A 25326-nucleotide genomic window follows, 5' to 3' on the forward strand; every position below is an offset into this window, starting at 1 on the left:
CGTCGGATACGTCCGCCCGGAGGGGGAGAGGCTTACTTCGATAGGTGAGTGACAAACCAATCGACCATCGCTTCGGTTGCTTTGCGAGCATCCTCGCCACCGAATCCATGACCGGCATTTTCGAACTCGATCAGATCGCTGGTCACGTTCGCCTTCTGAAACGCGGCCTGGATATTGCGGCTGTGAAAGATCGGAACCAGTTCGTCCTTGACTCCCGCCAACAACAAGGTTGGCGGATCATCCGGCGACACATGCAGTAGCGGCGAATCGACTTCCGCCGCTTGTTGATCGATTTCCAGTGCCGGGAACCCACCATACGCGGCCAACCGGTCGGGGGCGTCTTTGGCCATCACTCGCAAATCGGTCGGTGCCACGTACGCCACCACCGCGTTGACCCGGTCGCTGATGTGTTCGATCGGATCCTTGGATTCGGCGATGCCGTCGTCCGATGCTGTCCCCAACATCAACGACAGGTGGCCACCGGCACTCATACCGAACACACCGATTCGATCCGGATCAATCTTGAATCGTTCGGCGTTGGCGCGGATGAATCGAACGCTGCGGCGAACATCCGCGACCGCTTCGGTGATCGTGAACCGAGGGCTGCTGCCATGTCGAACGGCGAACACGGTAAACCCCTTGTCCGTCAGCGGGCGAAACATGTGCTGGGACTGTTCCGGCGGCGACCAACCGGAATACCAACCACCGCTGACCATGAACAGCACTGCCGCACCGTTGGCATCTTCTTGGGGCGTGAACGCGTCGCAAGTCATCGCCAACCCGAGCTTATGCCCGTAAACGACGTCGGGCGAAATGATGACGTCGTCGGCGCTGCCCCGCGGCGACATTGCGATCAACAACGCCGCTGCACACAACTGAAATGGAACTCGCATTTTGGACCCTTTGGGTTGGAAAGAACGGGGACTCACTAGAACACCATCACCGAACCGATGTGTCGATTGAATTTGTACCGCTTTGTAGAATAGCCGGGTCTTTGGTAGCACCCGATGGCTCGATTCACTACTGTAAAAGTTGCGGCATGACGATGGCCCATCCTCGTGATCGCGACTGCGAAACAACAACTTTTCTACGGAATGATTCGTGATGACCGTTCGCGCAGCCCTCCCATTGCTGATTGCCTTCATCGCCACCGCTTCGATCGGGGTCCAGCAACCGTCTGCGGCTCAGCCACCCACGTCCCCCGATCTGTCGCTGGCTCCGGTTCGCCAAGGACCTGAACCCATCCAAGGCGGTGACCACGGCGTTGGCAAACGGGTTGCCGATGCGACTTTGACCGACCTAGCGGGACGGCCTCATAGCCTGGGCAAGCTTGCCGATCAGAACCGCGCGGTCGTGATCGCCATGACCAGCAGCAGTTGCCCGCTTAGCAGAAAGTACCTGCCAACACTCGTCGAACTTTCAAAACAGTACGGTGACGACATCGCTTGGGTGATCGTCAATCCGATCGCCACCGACCAACCCGACGAGATGCAGGCCGCCGCCCAACAGTTCGATCCCGACGTTATCTACGGGCACGACCGTGACGGAAAGTTTGCCGCTGGCATCGGCGCCCTGACCACCACCGACGTGATCGTATTGGACCGATCCCAAACGATCCTTTACCACGGCGCGATCGATGACCAGTACGGCTTCGGCTACTCCATCGCGGCACCACGGCATCGGTATCTGGCCGACGCCTTGTCCGCGATCAACCAAGGCCAGAACCCGACCGTGGCTGCCACCAAGGCACCCGGATGCACCCTGTCCCATGATCCCCAAGCCTCTGCCACAGCCAGCGACCTGACGTATCACAATCGGATCTCGCGAATCACTCAGCAACACTGTGTTGGCTGTCATCGTGATGGCGGTGTCGCACCTTTCCCGCTGGTCACCTTTGACGACGTGTCGGCGCATGCGGCAATGATCCAGCAGGTCGTTCAAGGCCAGACCATGCCGCCCTGGTTCGCCGCCAAATCGGCAAACGCGACTGACCGGTCACTGTCGCCTTGGGCAAATGATTGCTCGCTTGCCGAAACCGAAAAACGTGACCTCCTGGATTGGCTGGCCGGCCCGATGCCCGAAGGCGATCCCAACGACGCGCCGCAGGCGAGGCAGTTCACCAGTGATTGGCAAATCGGAACACCCGATGCCATCTTTCAGTTTGACGATCCCCAGCCGGTGAAGGCGACCGGCGTGATGCCTTACAAGTATGTCGAAGTGCAAACCGACATCCCAGAAGATAAATGGGTGCAAGCGATCGAAGTCAAACCAGGTGACCGAAGCGTCGTTCATCATGTGCTGGTCTTTGCCCAAGGTGCCGGCCAAAAATCCGATGAACGCGATGGATTCTGGGGGATCTATGTACCGGGCAACAGTTCGCTGATCTATCCCGATGGATTTGCAAAACGGCTTCCCAAGCAAGCCAAGCTACGGTTCCAAATGCATTACACGCCCAACGGAACCGAGACGACCGATCGGACCAGCATCGGAGTTGTCTACGCAAAACATCCTCCGCAACACGAGGTTCACGTCAAAGGCATCTACAACGACAAGATCAACATCCCCGCAGGTGCCAAGAACCATCCGGAAGTGGCAACGTTGCCTATCCCCACGGACGCCCGCGTGATGGGCTTCCTGCCGCACATGCACCTGCGTGGCAAGGCCGCTCGTTACGAACTGATTCGCGAAAGCGAAACCACCACGCTGTTGGACATTCCTCGTTACGATTTCAATTGGCAATTGCTGTATCGCTATCGCGAACCGCTGTTGTTGCATCCGGGCGACATGATTCGCTTTACATCATGGTACGACAACAGCGATCAAAACCCCGCCAACCCTGACCCAACCAAGACAGTCCGTTGGGGGCCACAAACGTTTGATGAAATGCAGCTCGGCTATGTCGAATATTACCTACCGGGCACACAACCAGGCGAGGCAAACGGAAAGTCGGCTTTGGCAGGCGAGTCCGGTGGCCGCCGAGACCGCGGAACGGTTTTGTTCCGCCGGCTGGACGTCAACCAAGATGGCGTGATCACAAAGGCGGAAGTGCGCGAGCGGATGCCCAACGAACCCAACGCCGCTGGCCCGATCTTTGACCGGCTCGATATGGACAGCAACGGTGAACTCACACGATCTGAACTGGAAAAACTGAAATGAATCGTTCATGTGCAGCCCAGATTCCACATCGGCTCGTGAGTGTCTGCATCGCGATCACCTTTGCCGTCGCCAGCTCCGTCGGATCGAACCACCCCCTGTCGGCTCAACAGCAAACGGTGGACGATTCCGCCGCCCAAAGTACGGCCGATTCGCAGAGCAACCGATCGCAACAGGTGCGAACCTGGCTGGTCGATGGGGTCGAGCGTCAGGCAATCGTTTCGTTGCCTGCGGATTCGCAGACCCCACCCACTGCGTTGGTGTTCGTGTTCCATGGACACGGCGGCACGATGAATCGCGCACTCACCATGTTTGCGATGGACCGACATTGGCCGGAATCGATCGTCGTCAGCCCGCAAGGACTCCGGACGCCCGGATTGCTGACGGATTCCGACGGAAAGAAGCCCGACTGGCAAACGTCGCCAGGCCAACAAAACGACCGCGATTTGAAGTTCTTCGATGCGATGCTGGCCAGCCTGAAACAGGAACACAACATCGACCAGCAACAGATTTTCGCCACCGGGCATTCCAACGGGGCCGCGTTTTGCTATTTGCTGTGGGCCCTGCGCGGTGACACCCTCACCGCAACTGCGCCATCGGCGGGTGCCATCACACTGAAACTTCGCCGGCTATTAAAACCTAAGCCCGCGATGCTTCTGGCAGGAGAAAACGACCAGTTGGTGAAGTTCGCATGGCAACAGAGGTCGATCGAATTCGTGCGCAGACTCAATCATTGCGATGACCAACCAACGACGGCGGGGAACCTTCATACGTACCCATCCAAACTGCAGATGCCGCTCCAGGCGTACATCCACCCGGGCGGCCATCGGTTCGCCACCGAAGCAGCCCCGGCGATCGCAAAGTTCTTCCAAAGCCAATCCAAACCCGACACTCCGTGATCTCAGCAGACGGCGAAGAACCCCATCGCCAAGCTTTCAGTAGAACGGCCTTTCCAGGCCGTCTTCTTTCCGCGAAGACCGGTTAATACAGACAGCCCAAGCCGTGTCGACCAAGGCTCCGTCTGCGAAACGCAACCCAATCGATGCCCCCGTTTTTTAGCCGCGGGCGGTCCGGCGACGTCTCCAAACCGCAGCAATTCCAAGCGTCAGCAGGCCAAGAGTGGTGCTGGGTTCGGGAACCGCAACCACGCTGGAATAGAACACGCTATCCAGATAGATCACCGCATCGGACTGCCCACGAAACACGATCGAATCCACGGTCATGTTCTGGCCTAACACGCCATCGCCGAGGCTGCTGGCACCAAAGGCGGGCAGCCACAACGAATCGTTATTCAGCGACCATTGGTATTGGTGCCATTGTCCGTCGGCAATGATATCCAGGTAAGTCGACTGTTCGAGGTCAGCATTCGCAACATCGTTCTGCCATTCGTCAATCGTGATCGCAACGCGCAGATTGGCATCGCTAGCGACAGGTTCGGCAAGCAACCAAAATCCGATCGAACCCTCGGTAGGCAGAACTAGATTGCCGACAGGATCGCCCGCGGGGTTGGTCGGCGCACCGTTGGTGATGTTGGACAACCGTCGGCCATTGGCGACGCCGGAAAGATGACGAACCGTGAACCCGTCTTGGACACCATTGTCCGACCGATCGCCCGCAGCGTCATAGTCGATGGTGATCTTCTGTGACGAGCTTCCCTCTTGTGCCTCCTGCTGGCTGACTTCGGCAGAGGAACCGGCGCCCAGGTTGCGAGTCTGGCCTGCGAAATTGATCGCACGGGCAAAGTGTTCATTCCCCGCTTCGAAGCCCGTCAATGTCTTGTGCATGGGCGGTTGCCCCGGCAGCGGGTTGACCAGACCAAGTTGAATGTCACCGCCATAGTAGAACTTCAAGATATTTTGATAGAACGCGCCGTCGTCACTGAGTCGATCCGACCCGTTCTGGCTCATCGCGCCACGGTTGGGATAGTTGGGGTTCGACGGAGTCCCCACAAAACCCAATGTGGTCCCCGTGTTGTTCGGCCCCAATCGGTCATTGGCGAAGGTGTAGGTGACGAAACGTTCGGTGTTGGTCGGATCGGGATCACTTCCCGTCGCGACCGCTGAACTGTTCGACGGAATCGCACCGGCCACATAGAAGGTTGCCGTTAGTATCCCATTGAACGAAAGGATCTCGCCCTCGGTGGCCCGCACCGCGGCTTCCCAAAGTCCGCCTGGGTTCGGTTGTACGCCGCCCAGGCTGTAGACCTGGTCCGAGGTTCCGTTACGGATGAAGGTGTCCCCGCGAAGCTTGTAGTACGCAAACGTCCGCGCGGCGACGGCCTGTACCTTCAGCGCCTCGAAGGAAGCAGCGCCGTTTTCACGGCGAACCACATTGGGCAGATAGTTGCCCTCGAAATCGACCGTAAAGAAAGTGCCGTCACCGCTATCGTCGCGAACCGTGATCTCGCCAATCCCGTCGACGACCGCCGCTGTCAGGGGGGACGCAACCAGAACAAGACCGAGACATATCAATCGAACGATCACTGTGTTCATCCTCGGGTTCTTGGGAACGGCGATCATTCTCTCCCCCCCCACCGATTCCGCGTAATCGGCGTGCCCGAACGCAAAGCGGCAACGCTAACGTGCCTAAGGCGATGCGAATCGGAAGGACGCCTCCATTTCCCCAAAAGGATTCATGGAAGGCGCGTAAGAATGATGAAGATTTCGTTGAGATCCATCCCCCAACGAACTAGCCTGGAAAACCAGCATAATCCGACCAATCGGAATTATCGTCCTTTCCTTCATGTTTTCATCCTTGAAACTTCGGTGCATTCTCATGATCAAGAAGTTCTTACCTGCCCTCGTCCTGACGCTAGCGGCGGGGCCAGCTTCCGCTGCGATCGTCGTTTCGGATAACTTTGACGGCTACGCTGACACAGCAGCCATGCAGGTCAACTGGGGCGCCAGTGGAGCTGGAAGCCTAGATACGACGACCGGCAACGGAGGCCAATCAGCAGCTCACCCCGGTGGAACGGTCAATAGCTGGATTGGATCGTCGTTCGCATTGACGCCAACGGCGACTCAAGCAATCGTACTGACGGCAGACCTTTATGACGACGCGACTAGCCAGAACGAACGACTGTCGGTGGGCCTTCGAAATGGAGCGAATCCATTGTTCGAGATGGGGCACTACAACGGCGCAGACGGGCACTATTTTGTCCGCATTCTGAATACGAGTGGAAATGAGGGTTGGGTCCCGATCGACGACACGCTGAATGATGGTGGAATCGTTGCAGGCTGGAATCGTTACGAAGCAACCTTCACGTTGACGGACTTGACGGTGACGATCGACCTGGGTGCGGACGGTACGATTGACGGTACCTTCGTTAGCACCGGTGCACCATCGGCAAACGCCTTCACCGACCTTCGCTTTGGTGGACCATCGAACTTGTCATCCGGTGGTGGTGGTTTCAATGTCGACAACATTAGCTTGACCACGGTCGCCGTCCCCGAACCGACTTCCATGGCCGCGTTAGCAGCACTGGGCGTATTTGGCGTGGCGCGTCGCCGCATGAAAACCAAGGCAAAAGCGAGCGTCTAAGCGACGGTCTGCATGCGTTGGACGATCCTTGTCCGGTCGCCTAGCCATCCATCAAAGCTGGCTCATCCGTCGGAAGGGAGCGCCGAACCCAGGAACGAGGTTTTCGAAGGAATCTCTCCGATGCCCGAAGTTTGAACCGACCATTTCGATGCGTTAGAATTGATTTGCCAAGTGAAGCGGAAGCGAGCTCTGCTGAGGAGCAACTCGCCAAGGAATAGCTTGGTCTCCGATGCGCCGAAGGTGCTTCGTGGCCCACCGGCATGCTCGCCATGCCGGTGGGGTGTTTTCAACAAGGACGCCATCCATCACCAAACGTTCGGACATCGGAGTATGCCTCGAAAACCTCCGGCGCACTCTTCCCAGGGATGAGCCTCAAAACTTTCGATCGGCTTCATCCCGCGCGGGTGAGGCCGTTTTTTTTGGTCTCTTCTGTTTTAGCCACTCGCGGGAAATTTCAGTTGTAGTGGACGAGGCATGAGGCCGTCCTGCGAACGCAGCGACGGCGAATCGCAGTCCAATCGTTTAGCCGCGTGGGCAGCGCCCCGTGCGTGCGCTGAAACGCGTGGCCCGATGGGCACACGGCTAAACGACACGGGCCGATGCGCCGCGTAGGTTTCAGACGTGCTGTACAACTCGCAGTCCAATCGTTTAGCCGCGTGGGCAGCGCCCCGTGCGTGCGCTGAAACGCGCGGCCCGGTGGGCACACGGCTAAACGACTGCTGCGACGGCGATTGATCATGGGACGTGGCAGGGCGTTTCAGAATCTGGTCCAATCAGACGGTCAGAAACAGCACTCCGTCGCCCCGCCATACAGGAAATCAACGATGGCAGTTTCGGCAAATTCGGTTTCAAAATCCACCAAGTTGTCGGCCAAGAGGAAGCGTGCGGCGAAACGCGAGAACGTGTTTCATCAACGGTTGGGAACGCTGACCTATCATCAAGCCGTTGGCCTGCTGGGCGATGAGGGTGCCAAGCTGATTCGCGGCGGCGGTCAAAGGTTTGAAATTCAATCTGATCGCGATGTCTACCTTGGCGGCGACTTGTTCCGGGTTCGTGTCGAGGATGTGCTACGTGAAAAGATGCGTCCGGTTCTGCTGAGGCGTACGCGCTGCGAAGTTGCCAAACAATTGCCCGACCGCACCGACGAAGTCATCCGCTGCGAGGCAACGGCGGAGCAGAAGGAGGTGCACGATGCAAACATGCAAGTGGTCGCGCAGATCGCGGCGAAAAAGTTCATGACCGAGATGGATCGATTGCGGATGCAGAAGTGCTTGCTGATGGCGAGAATGGCCTGTGACAGCACGTACCTGTTGGACCAAGAAGCAGCCGAGTACAGCAGCAAGCTGGAACGACTCAGCGAGTTGCTAGAAGGACTGATCGCCGACCCGACTCGCAAGATCATTCTGTTTAGCGAATGGCGACGGATGCTAGATCGTGTGGAACATCGACTCGACAGCTTCGGCTGCGACTACGTGCGACTCGATGGGCAAGTCCCCCAAAAGAAGCGGGCCGAACTGGTTGCCAGGTTTCAAAAGGATCCCGAATGCCGCGTGCTCAATATGACGAACGCCGGTTCGACCGGACTGAATTTGCAAGCGGCCAATACCATCATCAACGTCGATCTGCCTTGGAATCCTGCGGTACTGGAACAACGCATTGCACGAGCGTACCGGATGGGACAAGCCAACCCAGTCCATGTTTACAAACTGGTCACGACCAGCTCGCCAACGCCGACGATCGAAGAAGGTCTGCTGACGACGTTGGCATCCAAACAAAACCTTGCCGACGCGTCCATCAACTTCGATAGCGAAATCCGTGAAGTGTCGATGCAAAGTGGCATGGAAGATCTGAAACGTCGTTTGGAGGTGATCCTGCCGCCACCGATCGCGGTCCCCGTCGACGAGAGCCAAAAGCGGCGTGTCGAACAGGAAGCCGAGGCGTTGACCGCCCAGCGACGTGAACAGGTATCCGCCGCTAGCGGACAACTTGTCATGGCAGCCTTGTCGTTGGCGGATGGATTGGTAGGCGACGGTGTCGCGCCACCTCAAGAGACCGTTGACCGATTGGCGCAAAGGTTGACCGAATGTGTCGACCGCGATATTTCGGGCCGACCCCAGTTGAAGATCAGCTTGGACAGCGACGATGCCCTGCGCGGGTTTGCGACCGTACTCGCCAAACTGCTTGGTTAGGACCGTGCCTCCAGAATCCTCTCGATCGCTTCAACGCGGCGATAGTTCATCGATCTCGCACGTCGACTTTCACGAAGGCACACTGCGACTGCGCGGGGCTACCCGTGATATCATTCAGAATCAACTTGCGGGGATCCCGCTGCGTTTGGATTCACGCGACGCTTGCTATCGCTGCGACGCCATGTGGGCAGCCCAGTTAAGAATCCAGCTACCTGAACCTGTCGAATGGCGAGTGGATGAATTCATCGATTCATTCGACAATTTGAAGATGACCGATCGGCGGAAGATTCGTCTCCGCGCAGATCAACTTGAAGCCGTCGCCGACTTTGAATCTGGCAACCGCCGTGGTCTGCTGGTGCTGCCCACCGGCACGGGCAAGACCGTCATCGCGATTGAACTGATTTTGCGACACGGGGCCAGCGTTCTGGTGGTCGTACCGGTACGCGATTTGATGTACCAGTGGCATGACAAAATCCGCGAGGCTACCGGAATCGACGCAGGCTTGATCGGCGATGGCGTTCACCGGGTCAGTCCGATTAGCGTGACGACCTACGATTCCGCAGCGATCCACATGCCCCGGATTGGCAACCGATTTTCGATGATCGTTTTCGATGAGGTCCACCATTTGGCCGGCCGCTGGCGTTCCGACGCCGCCCGAATGTCGATCGCCCCGATTCGATTAGGGCTGACCGCGACACCGCCAACCGACACCGACCGCTTGGCCGTGCTGGGCGAATGCGTCGGCCCGATCCTGCATCAACAGTCAATCGCCAATGCGGCTGGCAAGACCCTGGCCGAATACGTCATCCGACGGATCGCAGTTCGCCTGACCCCCGACGAGTCAGATCGATACCGCCAGCTATCAAAAATCGTCCAAGAGTTTGTCTACCATCAACGACAACTCGATGACAGCTTCCGCTGGGAAGATGTGCATAAGATCACCGCCGCAGCCGAAACCGATCCCCAGCGATCCGCCGAGGCACTGCAAGCGGTGCAAGCCTTTCGCGCCAAACGCAAGATCGAGGAACAAGCCGACGCCAAGATGCGAACGCTGGAAGACTTGTTCCGACTGCACGCCGGCCATCCAGTCATCGTCTTCACCGGTTCTAACGTGATGGCTCGAAAGATATCAATGCGTTTCATGGTACCCTGCCTGCTTTCCCACTGTGCAAAGAAAGAACGTCGCGAGTACCTAGCGGGGTTCGCGGCGGGCCAATACCCCGTGCTGGTCGCCAACCGTGTGCTCGACGAAGGCGTCGATTTACCCGAGGTCAAGACCGCGATCGTATTGGGCGGGTTGTCCAGTGGCAGACAGGCTATCCAACGCCTAGGCCGCGTATTACGAAAAGGCGACGGCAGCCGCGCGACGCTGTACGAAGTTGTCGTGGAAGACACTGGCGAAGTCCAACGCAGCCGGGCACGTCGCCGCAACGATACTTACCGCCGATAACCGACATGCTTCGCAGCGAACATTCGATCGTCACCTATGACTTTGCAACCATGACGGTCCAACCTGACCGGTTGCGACGCAGGCGTGACGACGCCTATGTCGATACGGTCAACGACTGCATCACGGCTTATCGCGAGGGCATCGGACGTCGCCGTCAGGACCTGCACAGTGACGTCGGCAGAAGACTGCAACAGATCCAGGGCTGTCCACCTCGACGGATCGCTTCGTTTTGCAAGTTACTAGATGACTGTTCTCAATACCGCAGCAACCCTCAAGCCGCGGTCGCCCTTCGGAGACGCTTGTTTCAAGCTGCGGCTCCGCTGCATCCGATTGTATCCCATCGTGAAGGCATCTTCGAACACGACCTATTGGCGGCCAGACAGAAAGTCTGCGCGGAACTTGGCATTGACTGGAACCAAATCGAATCCAACCTGTTCGCCGACGTCATCGAACTGCAAACGCTGGAAAGCATCGATCACAGCGTCAACGCCGCAAGCCTTCTTTCCCAATACAATATCACCCAGACGCAAGCCGCACTGTATCGCGCCAGCAGTGTGCGTGTTGAAGCGTTTGCTGATTTCAAATCCATCATCCGCCATGCCAAACTGGCTCGGCTGATGCACCGGATCGATCGAATCGAAAGCCCACGTCGTGGCTACCGATTCGTATTCGATGGGCCCGGTTCGGCGTTGCGGTCAACCAGCCGCTATGGCATCGGGTTTGCAAAGCTGATGGCAACTCTGCTGCGGTGTAGCGATTGGAAACTTGGCGCCGCCATCATTGGGCCACAGGGACGCAAGTTTCGGCTGACCGTTACCCCAGCAGACCGCTTGGGTTGCCCACCGAATCCGGAGCATGAATTTGATTCGCAACTGGAATCGGACGTCGAAGCGGTTTGGAAGAAACGCCCTGTCGCCGGCTGGACCCTAGAACACGAAAGCGAACTACTCCATCGCGGACAAACCGTACTGACCCCCGATTTTGTGCTCCGGCACGACGATGGCCGTCTGATCTATCTGGAGGTCGTTGGGTTCTGGACACCCGAATACTTGGCAGAGAAGGTCAACCGATTGAGGATCTTCATCGGCGACGAAAGCGACCATCGCTGGCTGCTGCTGTTCCCAAAATCAAAAGTGAAGTCAGCCGAAACGATGTCCGAACAACTCCAAGTTCCCTTCGCAATCTTTGACAAACGTTCCGACCCAGCGGATTGGGTGACTGAATAAAATCGGCGAACATAAACATTCCCCTCGACATACCCCAACCTTGTTTTGCCGCGTGGGCAACGTTCCGCTCCGTTCGTAGTACCGGCTTCAGCCGGACTTCCTTCGCGAACGAATGTCGATGTTCGTCCCGCTTCCGCCTTGAACCGTTCATGAAGAATCGAGAACGTTGCTTATCCAAGCGGCGTACCGTCGAACGTAGTCCTTGTCGGAACACGCCGCAGTCTTCGCTGCGTCCGCCAGCCGATCGGCGTCAAATCGGATCGCCATCGAAAGCTGATCTTTGAATTGTTCCGAGAATCGCCCATCAAGCAGACGGTTGACGATCGCATCCACCATCCGCTTACATTCGCCATCTGTGGGCGGATGATTTTTAAAGTAGCGACAAAGCTTGGCGCGTGCACGATTGTGCCACAAACCAAAGCTTTCGGAGGCCACGAAAACAGTCGCCCGGGACGTCGCGTCAGGGTCTCCAAGTTTGACCTCGTTGACCAGGGAACGAAGCTCGGATGAAGTCAGCGCGCGAATCCAGAGTGCAGCAAAGGATGCTCGAAATGTCGAGGACTTTCGTGGCATAGTTCACGATCGTTTAACGGTGCGGTTCACGGGTAGAAACGAGCGACCTGGAACACCTCAGTTCGTCGCCTCTGGTACCTCGATCACGTCTAGCGTCCCCGGGGCATCGGATCGTTCGCCGCTGTCCTGGGCTACCGCTTTCGAACTCGGATGATGACGCAGAACCTGAATGCTTGTCTCGCGTTCCAATCCTAGCAGAGAAATCGCGACGACATCGCCATCGTCTTCAGCGCGAAGAATTGTGATTTGCTTCTGGTCCGGCATGAACCTGAAAGCGAGATGTGTTGACAGCGACATGGATGTCGTCTGAAAGAATCCTATCCCTGGCCCCGGCTTCCCTTCGGCAACGAACCGATTCAGAGTATTGACGAGCTGCGTTTCGCCGACCAGATCGGCATACCATTTCACGATCTCTTGGAAGCTCGCGACATTCGCGTCAACGACTCTGGTCGTGCATTCGAAGGAACGAATCCCGTCGCGATCAGCAGCAAACGATTGCTTCGTCATTGCCGAATGCAGCTCGGCGTTCGTGGGCGAAGACGCAATGGCGACCGGGTACATCCACGGTTCGTCAGCATCGACAGTCGTCGCAAATACACACATCAGAATAGCAATTAGAATCTTCATTTCGTTCTTGGTCTCTCTAGAAGGAAGATACAGGCGAAGCCGGCATGACAAAGTAAAAGCACGAGAACACCTTCGATACGCCATCTGCAAAAATCAATTCCGAACGCGTGGCCAACACTTTCCTTGGCGCGAGTTACCCCCGCTTGTCTGCCAACCATTCCCAGCCCATACCTGAATCGCATGGCTCGCTGCGGTTGCATCACGCGTCGAACGGAGGTTCGTATGGATACGCCAAGACGATTGTTGGACCAATGAAGTCGAGCCAAGGTTCGCCCGGGCCATCGCGCTGAAAAATCACGGTAGGGACAGGCCAACCGTGAAAACGAGTATTGGCATTTGCCAAATAGGTGTAGCGGAAGGTCGTAATGTATGCAGCGATGGCACCGCCGATCAACGAAAGAAGGTACAACGCCCCCAACCATATCGGGACACGACCAGCGATCGCCGCACAGGCAGCCCCAATGACCAGCCCGCAAGCAGCTAGGAACAACAGGAGGATGAGGGCAAACAAAGGAAGCCTGTCTTTCGTTGGGTTGGGACTGCGTCCGTTGAAAGAACGGCGGAAGTCACACAATCCGGGACGACTGGATTTTCCAATCGCGAAACCGCGAGAAGGCGTCACCTGACGCACCGCCTGACTCTAGCCTCCCACCTTCTTCGTACTCGTACTCTGCATCGCGGTACTCGCACTCCTACTCGATCCCCAAACCGCACCCGCATGTCCCACCTGCAGCCTGATCGCGTCTTCCCGTGCATGTCACGACTCTGCCTCGACCGCTTCGCTTCCACGCACATCATCAGCACGCGTCCATCGGCAACACACTGCACCGCCGATGAGTCCCACGACCAGGGCAGACAGGCACACGCCGAGCCGAATCGCATTGTACCAACTCGGAATGGACGATCGCAATTGCGAAGGATGACTCAGTTGCCCCGATGCGTGCAGAGAATGCATGTGTCCGTAAGGCGTATGGTGCCAACCGGCTTGATACTCCCGATATCGCCCGTAGCCAGAGACGACAGACTGATCCCATTGAAATGGTGTGGCAGCCGTGTAAATCCATTGGGGAACGGGCCAGCTTTGATAGTTGGCAGGGGTCTCTGCATAGAAGCCGAGCCAAAAGACAAGCCACGACCAACCAGCAAGCGAAAACCCAAGCGAAAAATGGCTTCGCGCGCTGAATGCGTGAACGGTTGCAGAACCCAACCAGCATATGGTTGCAACGACAACCAAAGTTCCAAACCAAAGATTCGCGTAGAGATAGGTTGTGCAGCATACCGCAACGTATGCCAGTATCAGCAAGAGGCTGCGTAGCGACAGACGCCATTGAGACGCTTGCTTTATGCGTTGAGTTTTAGAAGACAGCTGAAATCTCCATTCGATGGCAATTGGCCAGGGTCGCTTCCGTTCGCAGTACCGTCTTCAGGCGGCATCCAGCTTCCAACAGCCTCGGAGAGGCGAAAGCATCATGCCGGTGGCCTCTGGACACCGGATATTGCATTCCCCAATGATCTTCTGGGCCGGGCCGCCTGAGGGCGGCCCGGCCCAGAAGATCCAGATTGTGTCAGTCATCGCGAACAGGTCGAAGAACGCGTCGAAAAAGCACTGTTGTTCAGGCCGAAACATTGCCTTGCAAAAACAGAATAGGCAAAGTGGATCCAATCGCAATCATCGTGTAGATCGCAGGCAGTACGCAGCAGCGCACTGTAACGCGATTGGAAGCGTGACCAATTCTGGAGGCAAACTCCGGCGTCATGATCAACGCAATCGCAAGCGACTCACCACGTCGGTCAACTCAACTCGGGGACTCGTCTGCATCGGCTGGTTCGCCATGCTCGCCGGATCGGACGGCCGCGCGGTGGCTGCGAATCTCATTCAACATTTTCGTGATCTTGTCGTGGTTTTGACGATGAGTCGAAATGACGAGACATAGGTTCTGCGGGTAAGAGGTATAGGTCGACTTGCCTCCGCCTTCTTCCCAATCCGATGGTGACGTCATCGCACGAATCATCCGCATCATTAACTTGGGGTAAAATTGGCCGTCAGCGGTGAAAACGGGAAGATCAGAGAACCTGTAAACGGCTGGAAAGACCTGATTCACATCGGCGTTGCGACCGTCTTGAGCCACAGCAACGGAATCGCTGGCTGCACACGAACAAATGATTGCGAAAGCCAGCATAAATGGTAGTCGAGTGAAGTGTCGCATCGAAACATCCTTCTGGGGAACAGGAAACGCAACCCTGAAGCTATCGCCAAATGTTCGTTCGGGAAACAGCAATCGCTTCTGCGACGAACCGCAGACAACAGCCAGCACGCACGGAAGAGCAACCACTGCCGAATCGTTTTCTCGAGCTTTCGAGGGGAGCAGCACCAAGCCTTTCGAGTTCAGGATAGGGCTTGTGTTCACCGTGTGCCACAAATTTCTCCTTGCAGTGTCACAATATCCACTTCTCGCCTAATGGAGCGACGAACCCTCTCTGCGAAACGTACTCGCGCCGCCAGTTCTCCGTTGCAGCCGGTAGTTACCCGCCGCTTTTGTGCCCAACATTTTGAACTCGCGTCAGGCAATAGGCGATGAAGCCGGCCGCGAATGGTGGAGCAAACATCATCGCGGCCAGGTAGGGAATCATTTGCCATGCTTTGGTCAAGCCAAGGCGATCTAGCCCAAGGAAGGACGAAGCGATCAAGACAGATACCGAAATGATGGCGAAGCCAGCTGCAAAGAATGCTGAACAGCGGTGTGCGTCTATTCTGAACAACCGGCCAAGGATGGGGCATCCGATTGAACCGCAAAGGAGGCCGTATGGCAGTGCGAGGATAACGACAATGGCGATCATCACTGGCATGCCCTCGGACGGGGCATCTTCCTTGCCTGCACTAGCGGCGAACACCAGAATTGTGAACCAAACCGGAAGCAGTGCTGATGCAGTCGTTGCCGCGATCATTGACCGCGACGTAGCTTTCGCGTCTCTCATCCGTTCGGTCGCAACTTCAGTCGGGCAGTATGAACGCGCAAACAAACCAACGCGACACCGCGCCACCTTGGAACCGCGATACACGTTAGGGCGCCCATCAATACCGCCGCCATCCCCATAGCCGCGATGGCAAACATTCGGACCCCAAGAACCAAGGCGGGAGTCTCTCCGATGCCGTTGGAATCAATGTTCCAAACACCATAGACGGCGCACCAAGCAAAAATCAGTGCCGTGAGGGCGATGCTACCAATCACAAAGAGTGCCCCGATCGGATGCCGGATGGAGCCTTCTGATGTCTTTCCGGAGGATCGACTGTTCAACTTATCAGTCGCCTGACGGGCGTTCGTGATTTTCGACGAAGGGCGATGCATCACACTGGCTATCCGCCGTCAGGGGTTTGGGGGCTGGGGTCTGGGGTCTGGACGACCGCGACTCTCGAGCCGAAGTGACCATTCCATCGAGCGATGAAACGAACTGATCAAAGACAGCAGCATTTGATCCACAAAACAGATACAGGGTGCGCCCAGGAATCTCTGTGTCGAACACAGCCCATTGTATCGGGCCGCGATACCAAGGTGAAAACCGAAAGAGCGTGTAGAGCAATGTCGCGACACCCGCAGCAACGCAGACGGAGGTGTACATCCCGAGGAAGTGCGAGGATAGTCCCACCGCCATCGGGGCGATCACCAAGAACGATGCGCCGCGCACAAATCTGCTTCTCTCAACAGACTTCACTGGTGAAGGATAAAGCCTTTCGAGTGGCATTTCGTATGACCATTCGTCAAAGCCATCGCGGTAGCACCAAGCGATGCTCTCACCATCGGCTTCGATTTCGACTGCCATTCGGAACAGGCGAGCTTCGTAGTGAATCAAAAAAAGGGCTTTCAAAAGTCGTTAAAATGGGCATCCCTGATTCGGATTGCGGCAATGGCGTGCGCGGTGGCGGCGATCGATTGGCGATCGGCGATTTGGGATCGAGTGCCGATGATCGTTGCTATTCTGGCATCGCAGCAAACAACTTCGCAGCCTCGGCTTGAATTTGGTCAGGAGTCATTTCGCGAAGTGGAGTTGCGATCCCCCACTCGTGTCCGAACGGATCACGCACGCGGGCAAATCGTTCGCCCCAGAAAACGTCTTCCGGGGCCATCAACACAGTCGAGCCGTTGTCCGTCATGGTTTGAACCATCACGTCGCAGTCGTCGACGTACAGGTGAATCGCGACCGTTGTGCAACCCTGTCGTGTTGGGCTAGGCGTGCCTCCATGTTCAGGAAGCTCTTCGCTGATAAAGAAACGTGCATTTCCGATCCGAAACTCGCAATGCATAACGCGCCCGTCGGGCATGTTGAGCAGAAGGTACGGATCGACCCCGAAGACACGCGAGTAAAAACCAACGGCTTTTGATGCGTCGGCGATGCTGAGGTACGGGACGAATTCGCAGCTCGGTTGGGTTGGCATGTTGAACTCGTTCCGATTGTGTTTCGAGAGAAAGAAAGGTAAGTCGGGGAACAGTACCCGACACTGAACCGTGAGCGTTGATTGCCCATTCGCGAGACCGACCGAAAGAGGGCCGAACAACAAACGATCGAGCGAATCAGCAATCCGGCGATGATCGCTGGATGCGCCGACTGCATCAGGATTTGGGAATTAGTAACGAGCGATCAAGCAACCGAGCAGCCTACTCTTCGTCTGAAAGAGCCTCAATTTGACGTTCAGAATGCACGGGTGCCCTGGGCAACAAGCGAAGCAAGGATTCAACCTGCCGAAGAGCCTCTTGGGTTTCGGGGTCCGACAGCATTTTCAGAGTCTCATTCGTTGAACGTATGGTAGACGGCAATGAAATAAAACTATCGACAATGTCCCGCCGGCCAAGTTTTGACCCACCAACCCAATCTTCCAATCCATGAAACAGTCGCTCAAGCTGTGCCCCATCTAATTCGAGAGTTGTAGTGCCCTCGCCCCGCACCACACCAACACTGCCCATACACACCTCGTATGAGCCTTGAACCTTGATGCGGACAACCCCCTCACCGACCGTTTGACGCGCAAGTGTCGATTCATCCCCATCGCGTGCCGCCATGCCATTGCCGAACTGCGCGGGCAATGCCGGGAGCGCGGAAGCCTCTGCAGGCATCAGCTGGTCCGTCTTCGTCGCACTTTCCGAAGGTTCGTCGAATGCCAGTTCCGTCGCCACGGGGCCAGTGACTCCAACAGGTTCTTCCGCTGGGAGATTGCACGGGCAGCAAGCGCCCGCGAGAACAGCGAAAACGCCGAGCGGGAAGGGGGGAGCCGAGCGCCTCGACGAGAATCGACATTTCGCTTTGGGATTATTCATGTTTCGCTCTGTGTTGGCGTAGTGTCACCCGTCACCGTGTACGGACGAATCGGTTTCTACTCGTAAAATCACGCAAGCCGTACTTCGGTGCATGGGGTGGCTCGCCCGGACTCACCCAGGTGCAACGTCACCGCCCAGTACTCAGTTTCAAACACTCAGTTTCAAACACTCAGGTCTCAAATTCCCCTGTACCTCAAAGGGGTTCGCTCCTGAGATTCAAGCGGTTGCTCTCAACAACAAAAACCCGTTGCTTCGTGTCAACCTTCGCGAACTGCGAGCCCGGTCGACTGCCCCAGGTTACACGATACACCCTACTGCCGAGGTCGGTATATTTCGGCGGCGTCATTCCCCCGCTCACAGCGGCACCGAGTTCACGGTGACCGTTGGCCGTCAACGGGTCGGGAGAGACAGCCCTGCGATTCCCCAAACGCCCGCAAGCCCGACTCCGCGTGCATCACGTGGTCATCCGCCTTTCTTGGATATAGGAGACGGAGGTTCATATGGGTTGCCTGTCTCGCGAACACGACTGCAGCCATTGCGGCGATGCTCGTCAACTCAGATAAAGCTTGTGGGGACATAGGAAGGTAGTTCGCTTGGTTCAATCAATCAGAAAACGATACCGATCAACCGGCGGCGACGGTTGATCGTCCACTCTCAAGAATCCCGACTTCGCCCCTTGAATGCAGCGCTCGGTTCGCCGCTCGCGGCAGCCGTCAGGGACCAAACGTGACGGACAGCCTGTCGGCAGTAATACAGAGCTCGCCACCCTCGAGCAAAACGCACAATTCGATTGCGTCGCTGACTGCATGCAGCTCCTCGTAAAGCCACACATCACCCACGCAATCATCGACGCCATTGGCCGAACGAACGCCGTCAAATCTTAGGCGAACAGCCCCAACTTGGCCCCAGGGATTGTTGCTGGCGTCGACGGCAACGATGACCTGGCCCCCGTCTGCGGTAACGACGTGCGTGATGACTCCGTCATGGAATGTAGTGTCCGCAAGCCATGCAAAACCATCCCGTAATTGCGGCTTCAGTTCATCCAGGGCAGCACTGTATTGGGTCGCATTCTGTTCCCACAGCACAATGGCGCGGTCAGCGTCCGGTTCCCCCGGCCCAGGCTGCAATGCGTCGAATAGTTGGCGTGTGAAATATCGCATATTCATCGGGTCGACGAACGACTCGGACCACGGGAACCGGGAGTGAAGCTTCCATCCGCAAGAACTGACCACCGAACCTCCGGTGCCTACCCTGGTTCGCCGATCCTCACGAATGCGGTAGCTTCTCTACCGTTTCGACGCGTGAGGAGAATCTGGAATAACGAACTCCGCCGCGGATGGACTCTGCTGTTCGTTTCGATGCAAAAGCATTTTTGGCTCCACGTTTTCAACTTGATAGCCGTTCGCTTGAAACACTTTGGCGAGAGAGATCGCCAGAGAATCCGGGAAATCCTTCGCGACCGCCGAAACCACGCTCGATCCTTTGATCTTCAGCACCAGAAAATCGTTTGAGCGAAACCTTAAATCCGCATCTTCATACGACTTGAGATAAAATTTCGCACTCTTGAAACGGTGAAGCGGCGCCCCTGTCAGTCGAAGGAACTTCGGGTCGGTGTTCCCGGTCACCCTCAGATGATACTCGTTACGGTCGCTCGTTTGCCCCGGCACCTTCTGTATGGTGATCCATGCAGATTCCGAATCCGAGGAAACGCTGCTGTCTGCGGTGAGCAGATTGGGAGCAAGCAGAAACACGGACAGCACAAGACATGATCGAATCATCAAAGGGGTCTCCTAACCAAGGTCCGTTACGTCGGCGAACGCCGGACATCACGGGGGACATAGAGTGGATCATCCATGCCAGCAAACACCGCAAGCCGTCCTTCCCAGCACGGCATTGCTATCCGTCGTTGGGACCATCCGGCGGTGCACCAAAGATAGCGTATCTCGCGAAGTGCAGCAGACCCGAAAATCGATAGTGGGGGTCCACGTAGTGTTCGATGACGTAAAAGGCGAAGTAATACGCACGACAGAACGACCAGATCGCAATCGCGAGCAGCATTGCGACGCGCAAGTCCGGCAGACGTGCAATCAATAGCCCCGAAGCGAGTGTACCGAGCGCAGCGAAGAGCCCGCCCTTGAGCCAGATCATCCGGGGATCGGTCAGGTTTCGCATGGAGTTAAACCGCAGGGAAAGAGACGCAATCGCCATCAGTCAACGAGATAAACTGAACATCAGGAGCAATATTCAAAGGCCAAGTCGGATCACGTTCGTGGTTACACGGTGGCGACCCAGGATGTTGTGGTGAAGTAGCCGTCAGGACCTACTCCTACTGCCTCGAAGGTCCTGCCAGTTGGGTCGTCCGCATCCTGGCTCGCATCTGGAATCACCGAACGCCAGAGGCTGAGCTGAAGCGTTGGAAAGACGTAAGTGTAGCCGGGCTCGGGAGCATCAGGGTCGAATGGAGCCATCTTTTCGACGTGAGCGACGGCGGAAGCGGCATTCAGTTCGTGCGGACCAATAAGCTTACGGACGTCGGCGCGAGTCATTCCGAAACGAATCGGACCAACACCAACGGCCGGGAGTATGTCGAATGTCTGCATACAGTTTCTTCAGCCGGGTACCGTTGGCCATCACCGGGCACGGAGAGACGGAATTGTCCGAGTTGAGAAACGAAAAATGGCTCCTTTCGCTGCAATAGACGAGCTGAATCACGAGGACTCGCTCAACGGCTCAGCGGTCGTAACCGACGATGTGGAGATCGCGGTTCGACAATACATGCGAAAGAAGCCAGATGAGTTCTACAACAATCTCACACCTCAAGAAAGCAAAAAGCACGACTCGTGCTCACCCCTAGGCCGCGCCACCGCGATGCGGATTGTCCATGTTGGCTTCGATGTCGGAAGTGAATCCCTGCACGGGGCGATGGAGCTTCCCACCGGAGAGCCCCAATGCGAACTTCCCCAGTGCAGGATCCGGTTCGGCGAGCGACTCGGAAGAATGAACCAGCGAAGCGAGAATGAAGAAAAGAAAATCAACTGAAAGTTGCGCGACTAAAGAGGGAAGTCAACTCTGCGAGTCAACCTTCCCACAAGCATCGCGGCTCAACGCGAGCTCGATAGATCGGCTCGCTTGCTGCCAGTCGTCACGAACGCTTGACAAGCAAGCGTAAAACGACGACGTGGTTATCTGTTTTCATTCGGACACCGGCACCTCGCCCTTGTCGTCGACGACAAATTTGCGAAACGGAGATCCCTCAATCTCGTTGTAGACGGTAGTCCCCGCAGGAAGATCGAGGAGGTCAATCGCGATTTCGTCTTCCCGAATAGGGACGTTAATGAACGACCAATTGGAAAACGTGAACGCCAAGTTTTTCATTTCCTGATTGCCAGCGTGTTTCAAACCCGCTGGCAACCAATGGCCATCTTTAAAATTCCAGTCGTACGTTGCATCCACCACCGTCGACGACACTTTCCCCCTCACGTTCTCGCTGAAATGCGATTCAACGACAAAATCACGCTTCGAATCGAGAACGTAAACACTTCGATAGCTCACGCTCGGCGAAGCGGGTATTGGCTGGTAGTACTCAAGACGGTACCGGCCGTCGCCTAGCCCGATGACCTTCTCAGCCGCTGGCAGTTCGTCAATTCGCTTGACTGCATCGTCGAAACTGAAAGCCATGTTCCCATAATCCGCTGCGGTCGCAATTCCAAGCGTGCGAGGATCAAGAAGCACAGTCCACCTGAGCCTTTGGCCCTTCGGCTTGGTAACCCAGGCGCCGGCATCGCCAGCACCGATACGAGTGCCACCGAACCACTGAAGTCTCCGTGCCTCGGTTTCGAACCAAGCGGAATCGACCTGCGAAACCCAGTTGTTCATCCGAACCATGAAACGATTGTTCTTCCAGTCCGCAACTTCAACGATTCGAAAGTCGTGGCTTTCAGACACGATGAGCTGCCTATCTTCATCACGGCTCAGGTACTCAATCTCGCCACTCATTTCGAATCGACAACTCCAAAGCTTCGCTCGATTCGCCTTCCAATTTGTCCATGCGTGGCGTGCGATGGCATCCGCTTCGAAGCCGGTGTATTCATCGGCTTGCACCGATCCAGATCACCAATCGACAGGTAGTGCGACATCCGTGCATTGCGAAATTCGTCGTTGTCGGGATCTAGGTGAATCGCTTGATCGTAGTGTCGGACCATGGAGCTCATATCGTTGTCGATCTCTTGGTACGCATTGCCAAGCAAAATGTATGCATCAGGAAAATACGGATTCAATTCAATGGACCGCAGCAACAGGTCACGCGCTTCGCGATAGCTTTGCAGCTGGTCGGCGGTGTAGGCGATAAACTCGTCGCGGTCTACAGGCGGGCGTTCGCCAGCAAACCACGCAGTCATCCCGTCGGACCATCGAGGAATCGCTGAACGATGTAGCAATCTGATTTGATTGACCGCGTGGCGAAAGAGGCGAATCGCTTCGCGCGCATCAGACGCTAAAACGGAAGTTCTGGACACTGCTCTTCAGCCGAATAGCGATTGCGATAACCGAGTCGCGGGAGTTGACTGCCCGAACGGAAAAAGGCCCGCGAGCACATCCGTGGCGTCGTGCGTGACGCAGATTGTGCGACCATCGTCGATCAGTTCGTGTGTTGCACCGGGCGGGATGCAGAAAGCAGCTACACCTGGATACTCGATTGTTGGCCAATCCGCGTATGTGGTCTTCATCAACGTTGCGTCGCGCGGGCTTCAATGGGGTAACGTCCCGCATCACGGGGCAGAGGGAGGAGACATTGATTTCGAAATCCGCTGGCCACCGCCGCTCCTTTGCATACGTTGGTTCGTCGGCCATGGGGAGTTTGACTGTGCGGTAAGCAATCATGCATTAAGGTGATGGAGTATAGCCTTCTTCTGCAAAATCGCCGACGTGCCATCGAATCACAGAGATATTCTCATCGGTCTGAAGCGCACGATCAACAAATAGCGAGATCGCCTCGCGTTCCGGGAGGGCTTGGTTGCGGCGAAAGATGTGCCAGAACGAGGAGGCGTATTCATTGATTTGCATTAGCCATTCGTCGTCACCGTCGCCTACGAATCCGAGGAGCAAATACAATTTTTTGCCGTTTCGTTTTGTGTCCATTGACCAAGCGAAATCTTCGTAGTTGCCGATCTTGGTGATCGGGACGCCTGCATCGGAGAAACGGCGCGACAGATATTCGGCAACCTCTTCTCCTACTGGGTGTGACGTGTCGTCGAACGGCAAATCGCATCGAAACGTGACGTTGAGACGTTTCATGCAGTGGAGCCGCGGCTAGGCCGATGGACGGTGGCGTTCACCGAGCCGGGGCGAACGATTCTCAATTGTCAAACCACTCGGCTCCCTGGCTTCGTATGCAACGCTTGGTTCTGTGGGATTTGTCTTGTGAACGAACGGTTTCGTGCGTCACGAACGCGAGGAACCATCGGAAGCAATTCAGACAGACGATCGAAGTCGACTGTCGGCGGAATACCAATCACCCGCGATCTGGTTTTCGATTTCCTAGTGTAGCAGATGCGTAAACGAATTCGATCATCAGCGTGAAATGAGAGATTCGGTAGGACAAATTGCGGAACCGCCAATTTAAATCCAGCGATGATCGCGACGGACACGATTGCAGTACCGAGCGCAATCCGAATGAGGGACGCCGGATTGAGGATATGGTTCAACTGCGACCACAATCGTCGAGTGTAGGCCCATCGCGGAACGTACCAAGTTAGTTTCGGTTTTGCCGTGGCGAATTTCCTTTCGGTCAATCGGTTGCCCACAGAACGGCCCCCGTAGCCGGGCGGCGAAGAAGGATTGTCCATTTCACATCCGCCCGACTCTGCCGCTGTGGATCCCGGCATTGTTCGCCGGTTCCTTGCCCACCTAAAGCGACTGCGTGCGGGGCGATTTCCATGCAGGTGGACACCCACAGCCCAACGAATGGTGGCGGTGGCGCTGACATCGCTTGGAATGCACTCGCATCTGGCGGCGTTATTTCCAGGAAACCGTCAGCTGACGTCCACGTCTGTGCATTCGCAAGTGCAGGGAGAGCGAGCACAAAAAACAATGTTGCTAACGTGCGGATATGCATAGAGGAGACCTGAATGAAGTGAAACAAAGGTAGAGTTTAGCGAGCCGGGCGTGTCGATTGTCCACTTGAGAAACCATGCAAGCTCGGCTTCGCGTGCAACTGATGGTCCTGTGCGATTTGCTCGTGCAGTCTCAGCGAGAATCCCGCATACCAACAAGACCAATCCGAAACCACAGGCGATAGCGCCGGGGACTGCGTCCGCAATTTCCTGGAGAAGGGCTGGACCCGCGATGTAACGCAATGTGACCAACGCGATGCCGCCAAAGATACAGAAGAACCAAGACGTGCATTCGTAGGCACGCCCCCGCCGCCCTCGGGCCGACAGAAGATATCCGCATGATGCCGAGAAAAAAAATGCGAGAACGAACCCGAGACTACGCGTGTCAAGAAAGAGTTGACGAAGGGCATGTTCAAATTCGGCAGAAAAAATGCGAACGTCAGTGCTGGTGCCCAAAGCAAGAAAAGAATCGCAAGAATTGCGCGCAACCATTCAAAATAGAACCGAGGCCTTGCGATTCCGTTGATTCCGAAACGTCGAATATCCTGGAAGGATTCGTCCCCGATTGAAAGCGTACCGACAAAGCCCATCACCCAAAGTGCAAACCAACCCGCCCAAGCAAACACAATATTTTGAACCCAAACATTGAGCCCAAACATCACGGGCATCATCATGCCGAACTACGCGAACCATCCCATTGGCATCGCCCATCCCGGTGATGCTCTGCGATTGGCGAAGATGGTTCGTATCAGATTCATGTGCACAGAACGGTAGGGTTTCGCGCGCAGCGGCGATTGACGTGCAAGCAAACAGAAAAGGTGACCACCACCGCACCGGTCAACAACTGACAGCTATCCGGGCGTCTCAACGAGTTGCGAGCGGAAGAAACTGGACGGGTGGATTTCGCACGAATTCTTCGACCTTCTCGTGACGCAAACGCATTTCGTCATTCGCACTCCTAAGCTCTTCGAGTTGCGAAGAAACGGCATCAAGGCGAAGCTGCAGCTCTCGATTCTGGCGATGCTGAGAAAACAGAACCAGAAAGAGTGCCGTCAGGAGCGTCAAAGCAAATAGAAATCGCAGTGAGAATCGGATTTGCGAATAACGCTTAGGTTCTGCGTTAGCGTTCATTGGACATCGGCAAAGGGG

General features: G+C 56.2%; 23 protein-coding genes. 7 read left to right on the plus strand and 16 right to left on the minus strand.

Annotated features, from left to right (window positions below; all coding sequences use genetic code 11):
* Nucleotides 1-32: 32 nt before the first annotated feature.
* Nucleotides 33-893 carry an alpha/beta hydrolase family protein gene (locus K227x_RS28565; RefSeq protein ID WP_145176149.1) on the minus strand — a complete coding sequence of 287 codons (861 nt, stop codon included), beginning with the start codon at nt 891-893 and terminating at the stop codon, nt 33-35.
* Nucleotides 894-1104: 211 nt separating this feature from the next.
* On the opposite strand from K227x_RS28565, the gene K227x_RS28570 reads away from it, so the two are divergent.
* Both K227x_RS28570 and K227x_RS28575 read left to right on the plus strand, forming a co-directional pair.
* Nucleotides 1105-3156 carry a redoxin family protein gene (locus tag K227x_RS28570; RefSeq protein WP_145176152.1) on the plus strand — a complete coding sequence of 684 codons (2052 nt, stop codon included), beginning with the start codon at nt 1105-1107 and terminating at the stop codon, nt 3154-3156.
* Nucleotides 3153-4052 carry an alpha/beta hydrolase family esterase gene (locus K227x_RS28575; RefSeq protein ID WP_218933616.1) on the plus strand — a complete coding sequence of 300 codons (900 nt, stop codon included), beginning with the start codon at nt 3153-3155 and terminating at the stop codon, nt 4050-4052. The genes K227x_RS28570 and K227x_RS28575 overlap by 4 nt, the downstream gene beginning before the upstream one ends.
* Nucleotides 4053-4208: 156 nt before the next feature.
* Here K227x_RS28575 and K227x_RS28580 read toward each other — a convergent pair whose 3' ends face one another.
* On the minus strand, nt 4209-5645 hold the full coding sequence (locus K227x_RS28580) for a SpoIID/LytB domain-containing protein (protein WP_218933617.1): 1437 nt from the start codon (nt 5643-5645) through the stop codon (nt 4209-4211).
* A gap of 283 nt (nt 5646-5928) precedes the next feature.
* On the opposite strand from K227x_RS28580, the gene K227x_RS28585 reads away from it, so the two are divergent.
* The 4 genes from K227x_RS28585 to K227x_RS28600 all read left to right on the plus strand — a co-directional run bounded on the left by K227x_RS28585 (nt 5929) and on the right by K227x_RS28600 (nt 11558).
* Nucleotides 5929-6693 carry a PEP-CTERM sorting domain-containing protein gene (locus K227x_RS28585; RefSeq protein ID WP_218933618.1) on the plus strand — a complete coding sequence of 255 codons (765 nt, stop codon included), beginning with the start codon at nt 5929-5931 and terminating at the stop codon, nt 6691-6693.
* 824 nt (nt 6694-7517) lie between these two features.
* The gene (locus tag K227x_RS28590) at nt 7518-8882 is read left to right on the plus strand and encodes a DEAD/DEAH box helicase (protein ID WP_246146362.1); all 1365 of its coding nucleotides are present in this window, start codon (nt 7518-7520) and stop codon (nt 8880-8882) included.
* 4 nt (nt 8883-8886) lie between these two features.
* Nucleotides 8887-10332: a DEAD/DEAH box helicase gene (locus K227x_RS28595; RefSeq protein ID WP_218933619.1), complete on the plus strand. Its 1446-nt coding sequence runs from the start codon at nt 8887-8889 to the stop codon at nt 10330-10332.
* 5 nt (nt 10333-10337) lie between these two features.
* Entirely contained in the window at nt 10338-11558 is a 1221-nt protein-coding gene (locus K227x_RS28600) for a DUF790 family protein (RefSeq protein WP_145176158.1), read from the plus strand.
* 147 nt (nt 11559-11705) lie between these two features.
* On the opposite strand, the gene K227x_RS28605 is transcribed toward K227x_RS28600, so the two are convergent.
* The 11 genes from K227x_RS28605 to K227x_RS28660 all read right to left on the minus strand — a co-directional run bounded on the left by K227x_RS28605 (nt 11706) and on the right by K227x_RS28660 (nt 20667).
* Entirely contained in the window at nt 11706-12131 is a 426-nt protein-coding gene (locus tag K227x_RS28605; RefSeq protein ID WP_145176160.1) for a hypothetical protein, read from the minus strand.
* Nucleotides 12132-12188: 57 nt separating this feature from the next.
* On the minus strand, nt 12189-12758 hold the full coding sequence (locus K227x_RS28610) for a hypothetical protein (RefSeq protein WP_145176162.1): 570 nt from the start codon (nt 12756-12758) through the stop codon (nt 12189-12191).
* A gap of 199 nt (nt 12759-12957) precedes the next feature.
* Nucleotides 12958-13269, minus strand: coding sequence for a hypothetical protein (locus K227x_RS28615; protein ID WP_145176164.1), 312 nt, complete (start codon nt 13267-13269; stop codon nt 12958-12960).
* Between the two features lie 1285 nt (nt 13270-14554).
* Nucleotides 14555-14938 (minus strand): hypothetical protein, encoded by a 384-nt coding sequence (locus K227x_RS28620; protein WP_145176166.1) that lies wholly within the window; start codon nt 14936-14938, stop codon nt 14555-14557.
* 343 nt (nt 14939-15281) lie between these two features.
* The gene (locus K227x_RS28625) at nt 15282-15704 is read right to left on the minus strand and encodes a hypothetical protein (RefSeq protein ID WP_145176169.1); all 423 of its coding nucleotides are present in this window, start codon (nt 15702-15704) and stop codon (nt 15282-15284) included.
* Between the two features lie 1024 nt (nt 15705-16728).
* A complete protein-coding gene (locus tag K227x_RS28635) occupies nt 16729-17190 on the minus strand; it encodes a VOC family protein (protein ID WP_145176172.1) in 462 nt (153 codons plus the stop codon).
* Between the two features lie 220 nt (nt 17191-17410).
* Entirely contained in the window at nt 17411-17926 is a 516-nt protein-coding gene (locus K227x_RS28640; RefSeq protein WP_145176175.1) for a hypothetical protein, read from the minus strand.
* Nucleotides 17927-18780: 854 nt separating this feature from the next.
* Complete coding sequence (locus tag K227x_RS28645) at nt 18781-19233, minus strand: DUF4085 family protein (protein WP_145176178.1); 453 nt, start codon at nt 19231-19233, stop codon at nt 18781-18783.
* Between the two features lie 120 nt (nt 19234-19353).
* Complete coding sequence (locus K227x_RS28650) at nt 19354-19848, minus strand: hypothetical protein (protein WP_218933620.1); 495 nt, start codon at nt 19846-19848, stop codon at nt 19354-19356.
* A 115-nt stretch (nt 19849-19963) separates the two neighbouring features.
* Nucleotides 19964-20239: a hypothetical protein gene (locus K227x_RS28655; RefSeq protein ID WP_145176184.1), complete on the minus strand. Its 276-nt coding sequence runs from the start codon at nt 20237-20239 to the stop codon at nt 19964-19966.
* A gap of 101 nt (nt 20240-20340) precedes the next feature.
* A complete protein-coding gene (locus K227x_RS28660; RefSeq protein ID WP_145176187.1) occupies nt 20341-20667 on the minus strand; it encodes a hypothetical protein in 327 nt (108 codons plus the stop codon).
* 76 nt (nt 20668-20743) lie between these two features.
* Here K227x_RS28660 and K227x_RS28665 point away from each other — a divergent pair, with 76 nt between their 5' ends.
* Entirely contained in the window at nt 20744-21106 is a 363-nt protein-coding gene (locus tag K227x_RS28665) for a hypothetical protein (protein WP_145176190.1), read from the plus strand.
* A gap of 153 nt (nt 21107-21259) precedes the next feature.
* On the opposite strand, the gene K227x_RS28670 is transcribed toward K227x_RS28665, so the two are convergent.
* The 3 genes from K227x_RS28670 to K227x_RS28680 all read right to left on the minus strand — a co-directional run bounded on the left by K227x_RS28670 (nt 21260) and on the right by K227x_RS28680 (nt 23359).
* Entirely contained in the window at nt 21260-22012 is a 753-nt protein-coding gene (locus K227x_RS28670) for a hypothetical protein (RefSeq protein ID WP_145176193.1), read from the minus strand.
* Between the two features lie 47 nt (nt 22013-22059).
* A complete protein-coding gene (locus K227x_RS28675) occupies nt 22060-22464 on the minus strand; it encodes a tetratricopeptide repeat protein (protein WP_145176196.1) in 405 nt (134 codons plus the stop codon).
* A gap of 484 nt (nt 22465-22948) precedes the next feature.
* Entirely contained in the window at nt 22949-23359 is a 411-nt protein-coding gene (locus K227x_RS28680; protein WP_145176199.1) for a hypothetical protein, read from the minus strand.
* Nucleotides 23360-25326: the final 1967 nt, after the last annotated feature.

Origin of the sequence: Rubripirellula lacrimiformis, assembly GCF_007741535.1 — a bacterium.
Lineage (GTDB): Bacteria > Planctomycetota > Planctomycetia > Pirellulales > Pirellulaceae > Rubripirellula > Rubripirellula lacrimiformis.

What these genes read in the sequence shown, in the direction of transcription:
- K227x_RS28660 (WP_145176187.1), bottom strand. Translation starts at nt 20,667, where the DNA reads ATGCAGACATTCGACATACTCCCGGCCGTTGGTGTTGGTCCGATTCGT.
- K227x_RS28645 (WP_145176178.1), bottom strand. Translation starts at nt 19,233, where the DNA reads ATGAATATGCGATATTTCACACGCCAACTATTCGACGCATTGCAGCCT.
- K227x_RS28620 (WP_145176166.1), bottom strand. Translation starts at nt 14,938, where the DNA reads ATGCTGGCTTTCGCAATCATTTGTTCGTGTGCAGCCAGCGATTCCGTT.
- K227x_RS28625 (WP_145176169.1), bottom strand. Translation starts at nt 15,704, where the DNA reads ATGATCGCGGCAACGACTGCATCAGCACTGCTTCCGGTTTGGTTCACA.
- K227x_RS28680 (WP_145176199.1), bottom strand. Translation starts at nt 23,359, where the DNA reads ATGAAACGTCTCAACGTCACGTTTCGATGCGATTTGCCGTTCGACGAC.
- K227x_RS28665 (WP_145176190.1), top strand. Translation starts at nt 20,744, where the DNA reads ATGGCTCCTTTCGCTGCAATAGACGAGCTGAATCACGAGGACTCGCTC.
- K227x_RS28585 (WP_218933618.1), top strand. Translation starts at nt 5,929, where the DNA reads ATGATCAAGAAGTTCTTACCTGCCCTCGTCCTGACGCTAGCGGCGGGG.
- K227x_RS28570 (WP_145176152.1), top strand. Translation starts at nt 1,105, where the DNA reads ATGACCGTTCGCGCAGCCCTCCCATTGCTGATTGCCTTCATCGCCACC.
- K227x_RS28635 (WP_145176172.1), bottom strand. Translation starts at nt 17,190, where the DNA reads ATGCCAACCCAACCGAGCTGCGAATTCGTCCCGTACCTCAGCATCGCC.
- K227x_RS28565 (WP_145176149.1), bottom strand. Translation starts at nt 893, where the DNA reads ATGCGAGTTCCATTTCAGTTGTGTGCAGCGGCGTTGTTGATCGCAATG.
- K227x_RS28580 (WP_218933617.1), bottom strand. Translation starts at nt 5,645, where the DNA reads ATGAACACAGTGATCGTTCGATTGATATGTCTCGGTCTTGTTCTGGTT.
- K227x_RS28610 (WP_145176162.1), bottom strand. Translation starts at nt 12,758, where the DNA reads ATGAAGATTCTAATTGCTATTCTGATGTGTGTATTTGCGACGACTGTC.
- K227x_RS28655 (WP_145176184.1), bottom strand. Translation starts at nt 20,239, where the DNA reads ATGCGAAACCTGACCGATCCCCGGATGATCTGGCTCAAGGGCGGGCTC.
- K227x_RS28600 (WP_145176158.1), top strand. Translation starts at nt 10,338, where the DNA reads ATGCTTCGCAGCGAACATTCGATCGTCACCTATGACTTTGCAACCATG.
- K227x_RS28605 (WP_145176160.1), bottom strand. Translation starts at nt 12,131, where the DNA reads ATGCCACGAAAGTCCTCGACATTTCGAGCATCCTTTGCTGCACTCTGG.
- K227x_RS28575 (WP_218933616.1), top strand. Translation starts at nt 3,153, where the DNA reads ATGAATCGTTCATGTGCAGCCCAGATTCCACATCGGCTCGTGAGTGTC.
- K227x_RS28590 (WP_246146362.1), top strand. Translation starts at nt 7,518, where the DNA reads ATGGCAGTTTCGGCAAATTCGGTTTCAAAATCCACCAAGTTGTCGGCC.
- K227x_RS28675 (WP_145176196.1), bottom strand. Translation starts at nt 22,464, where the DNA reads ATGACTGCGTGGTTTGCTGGCGAACGCCCGCCTGTAGACCGCGACGAG.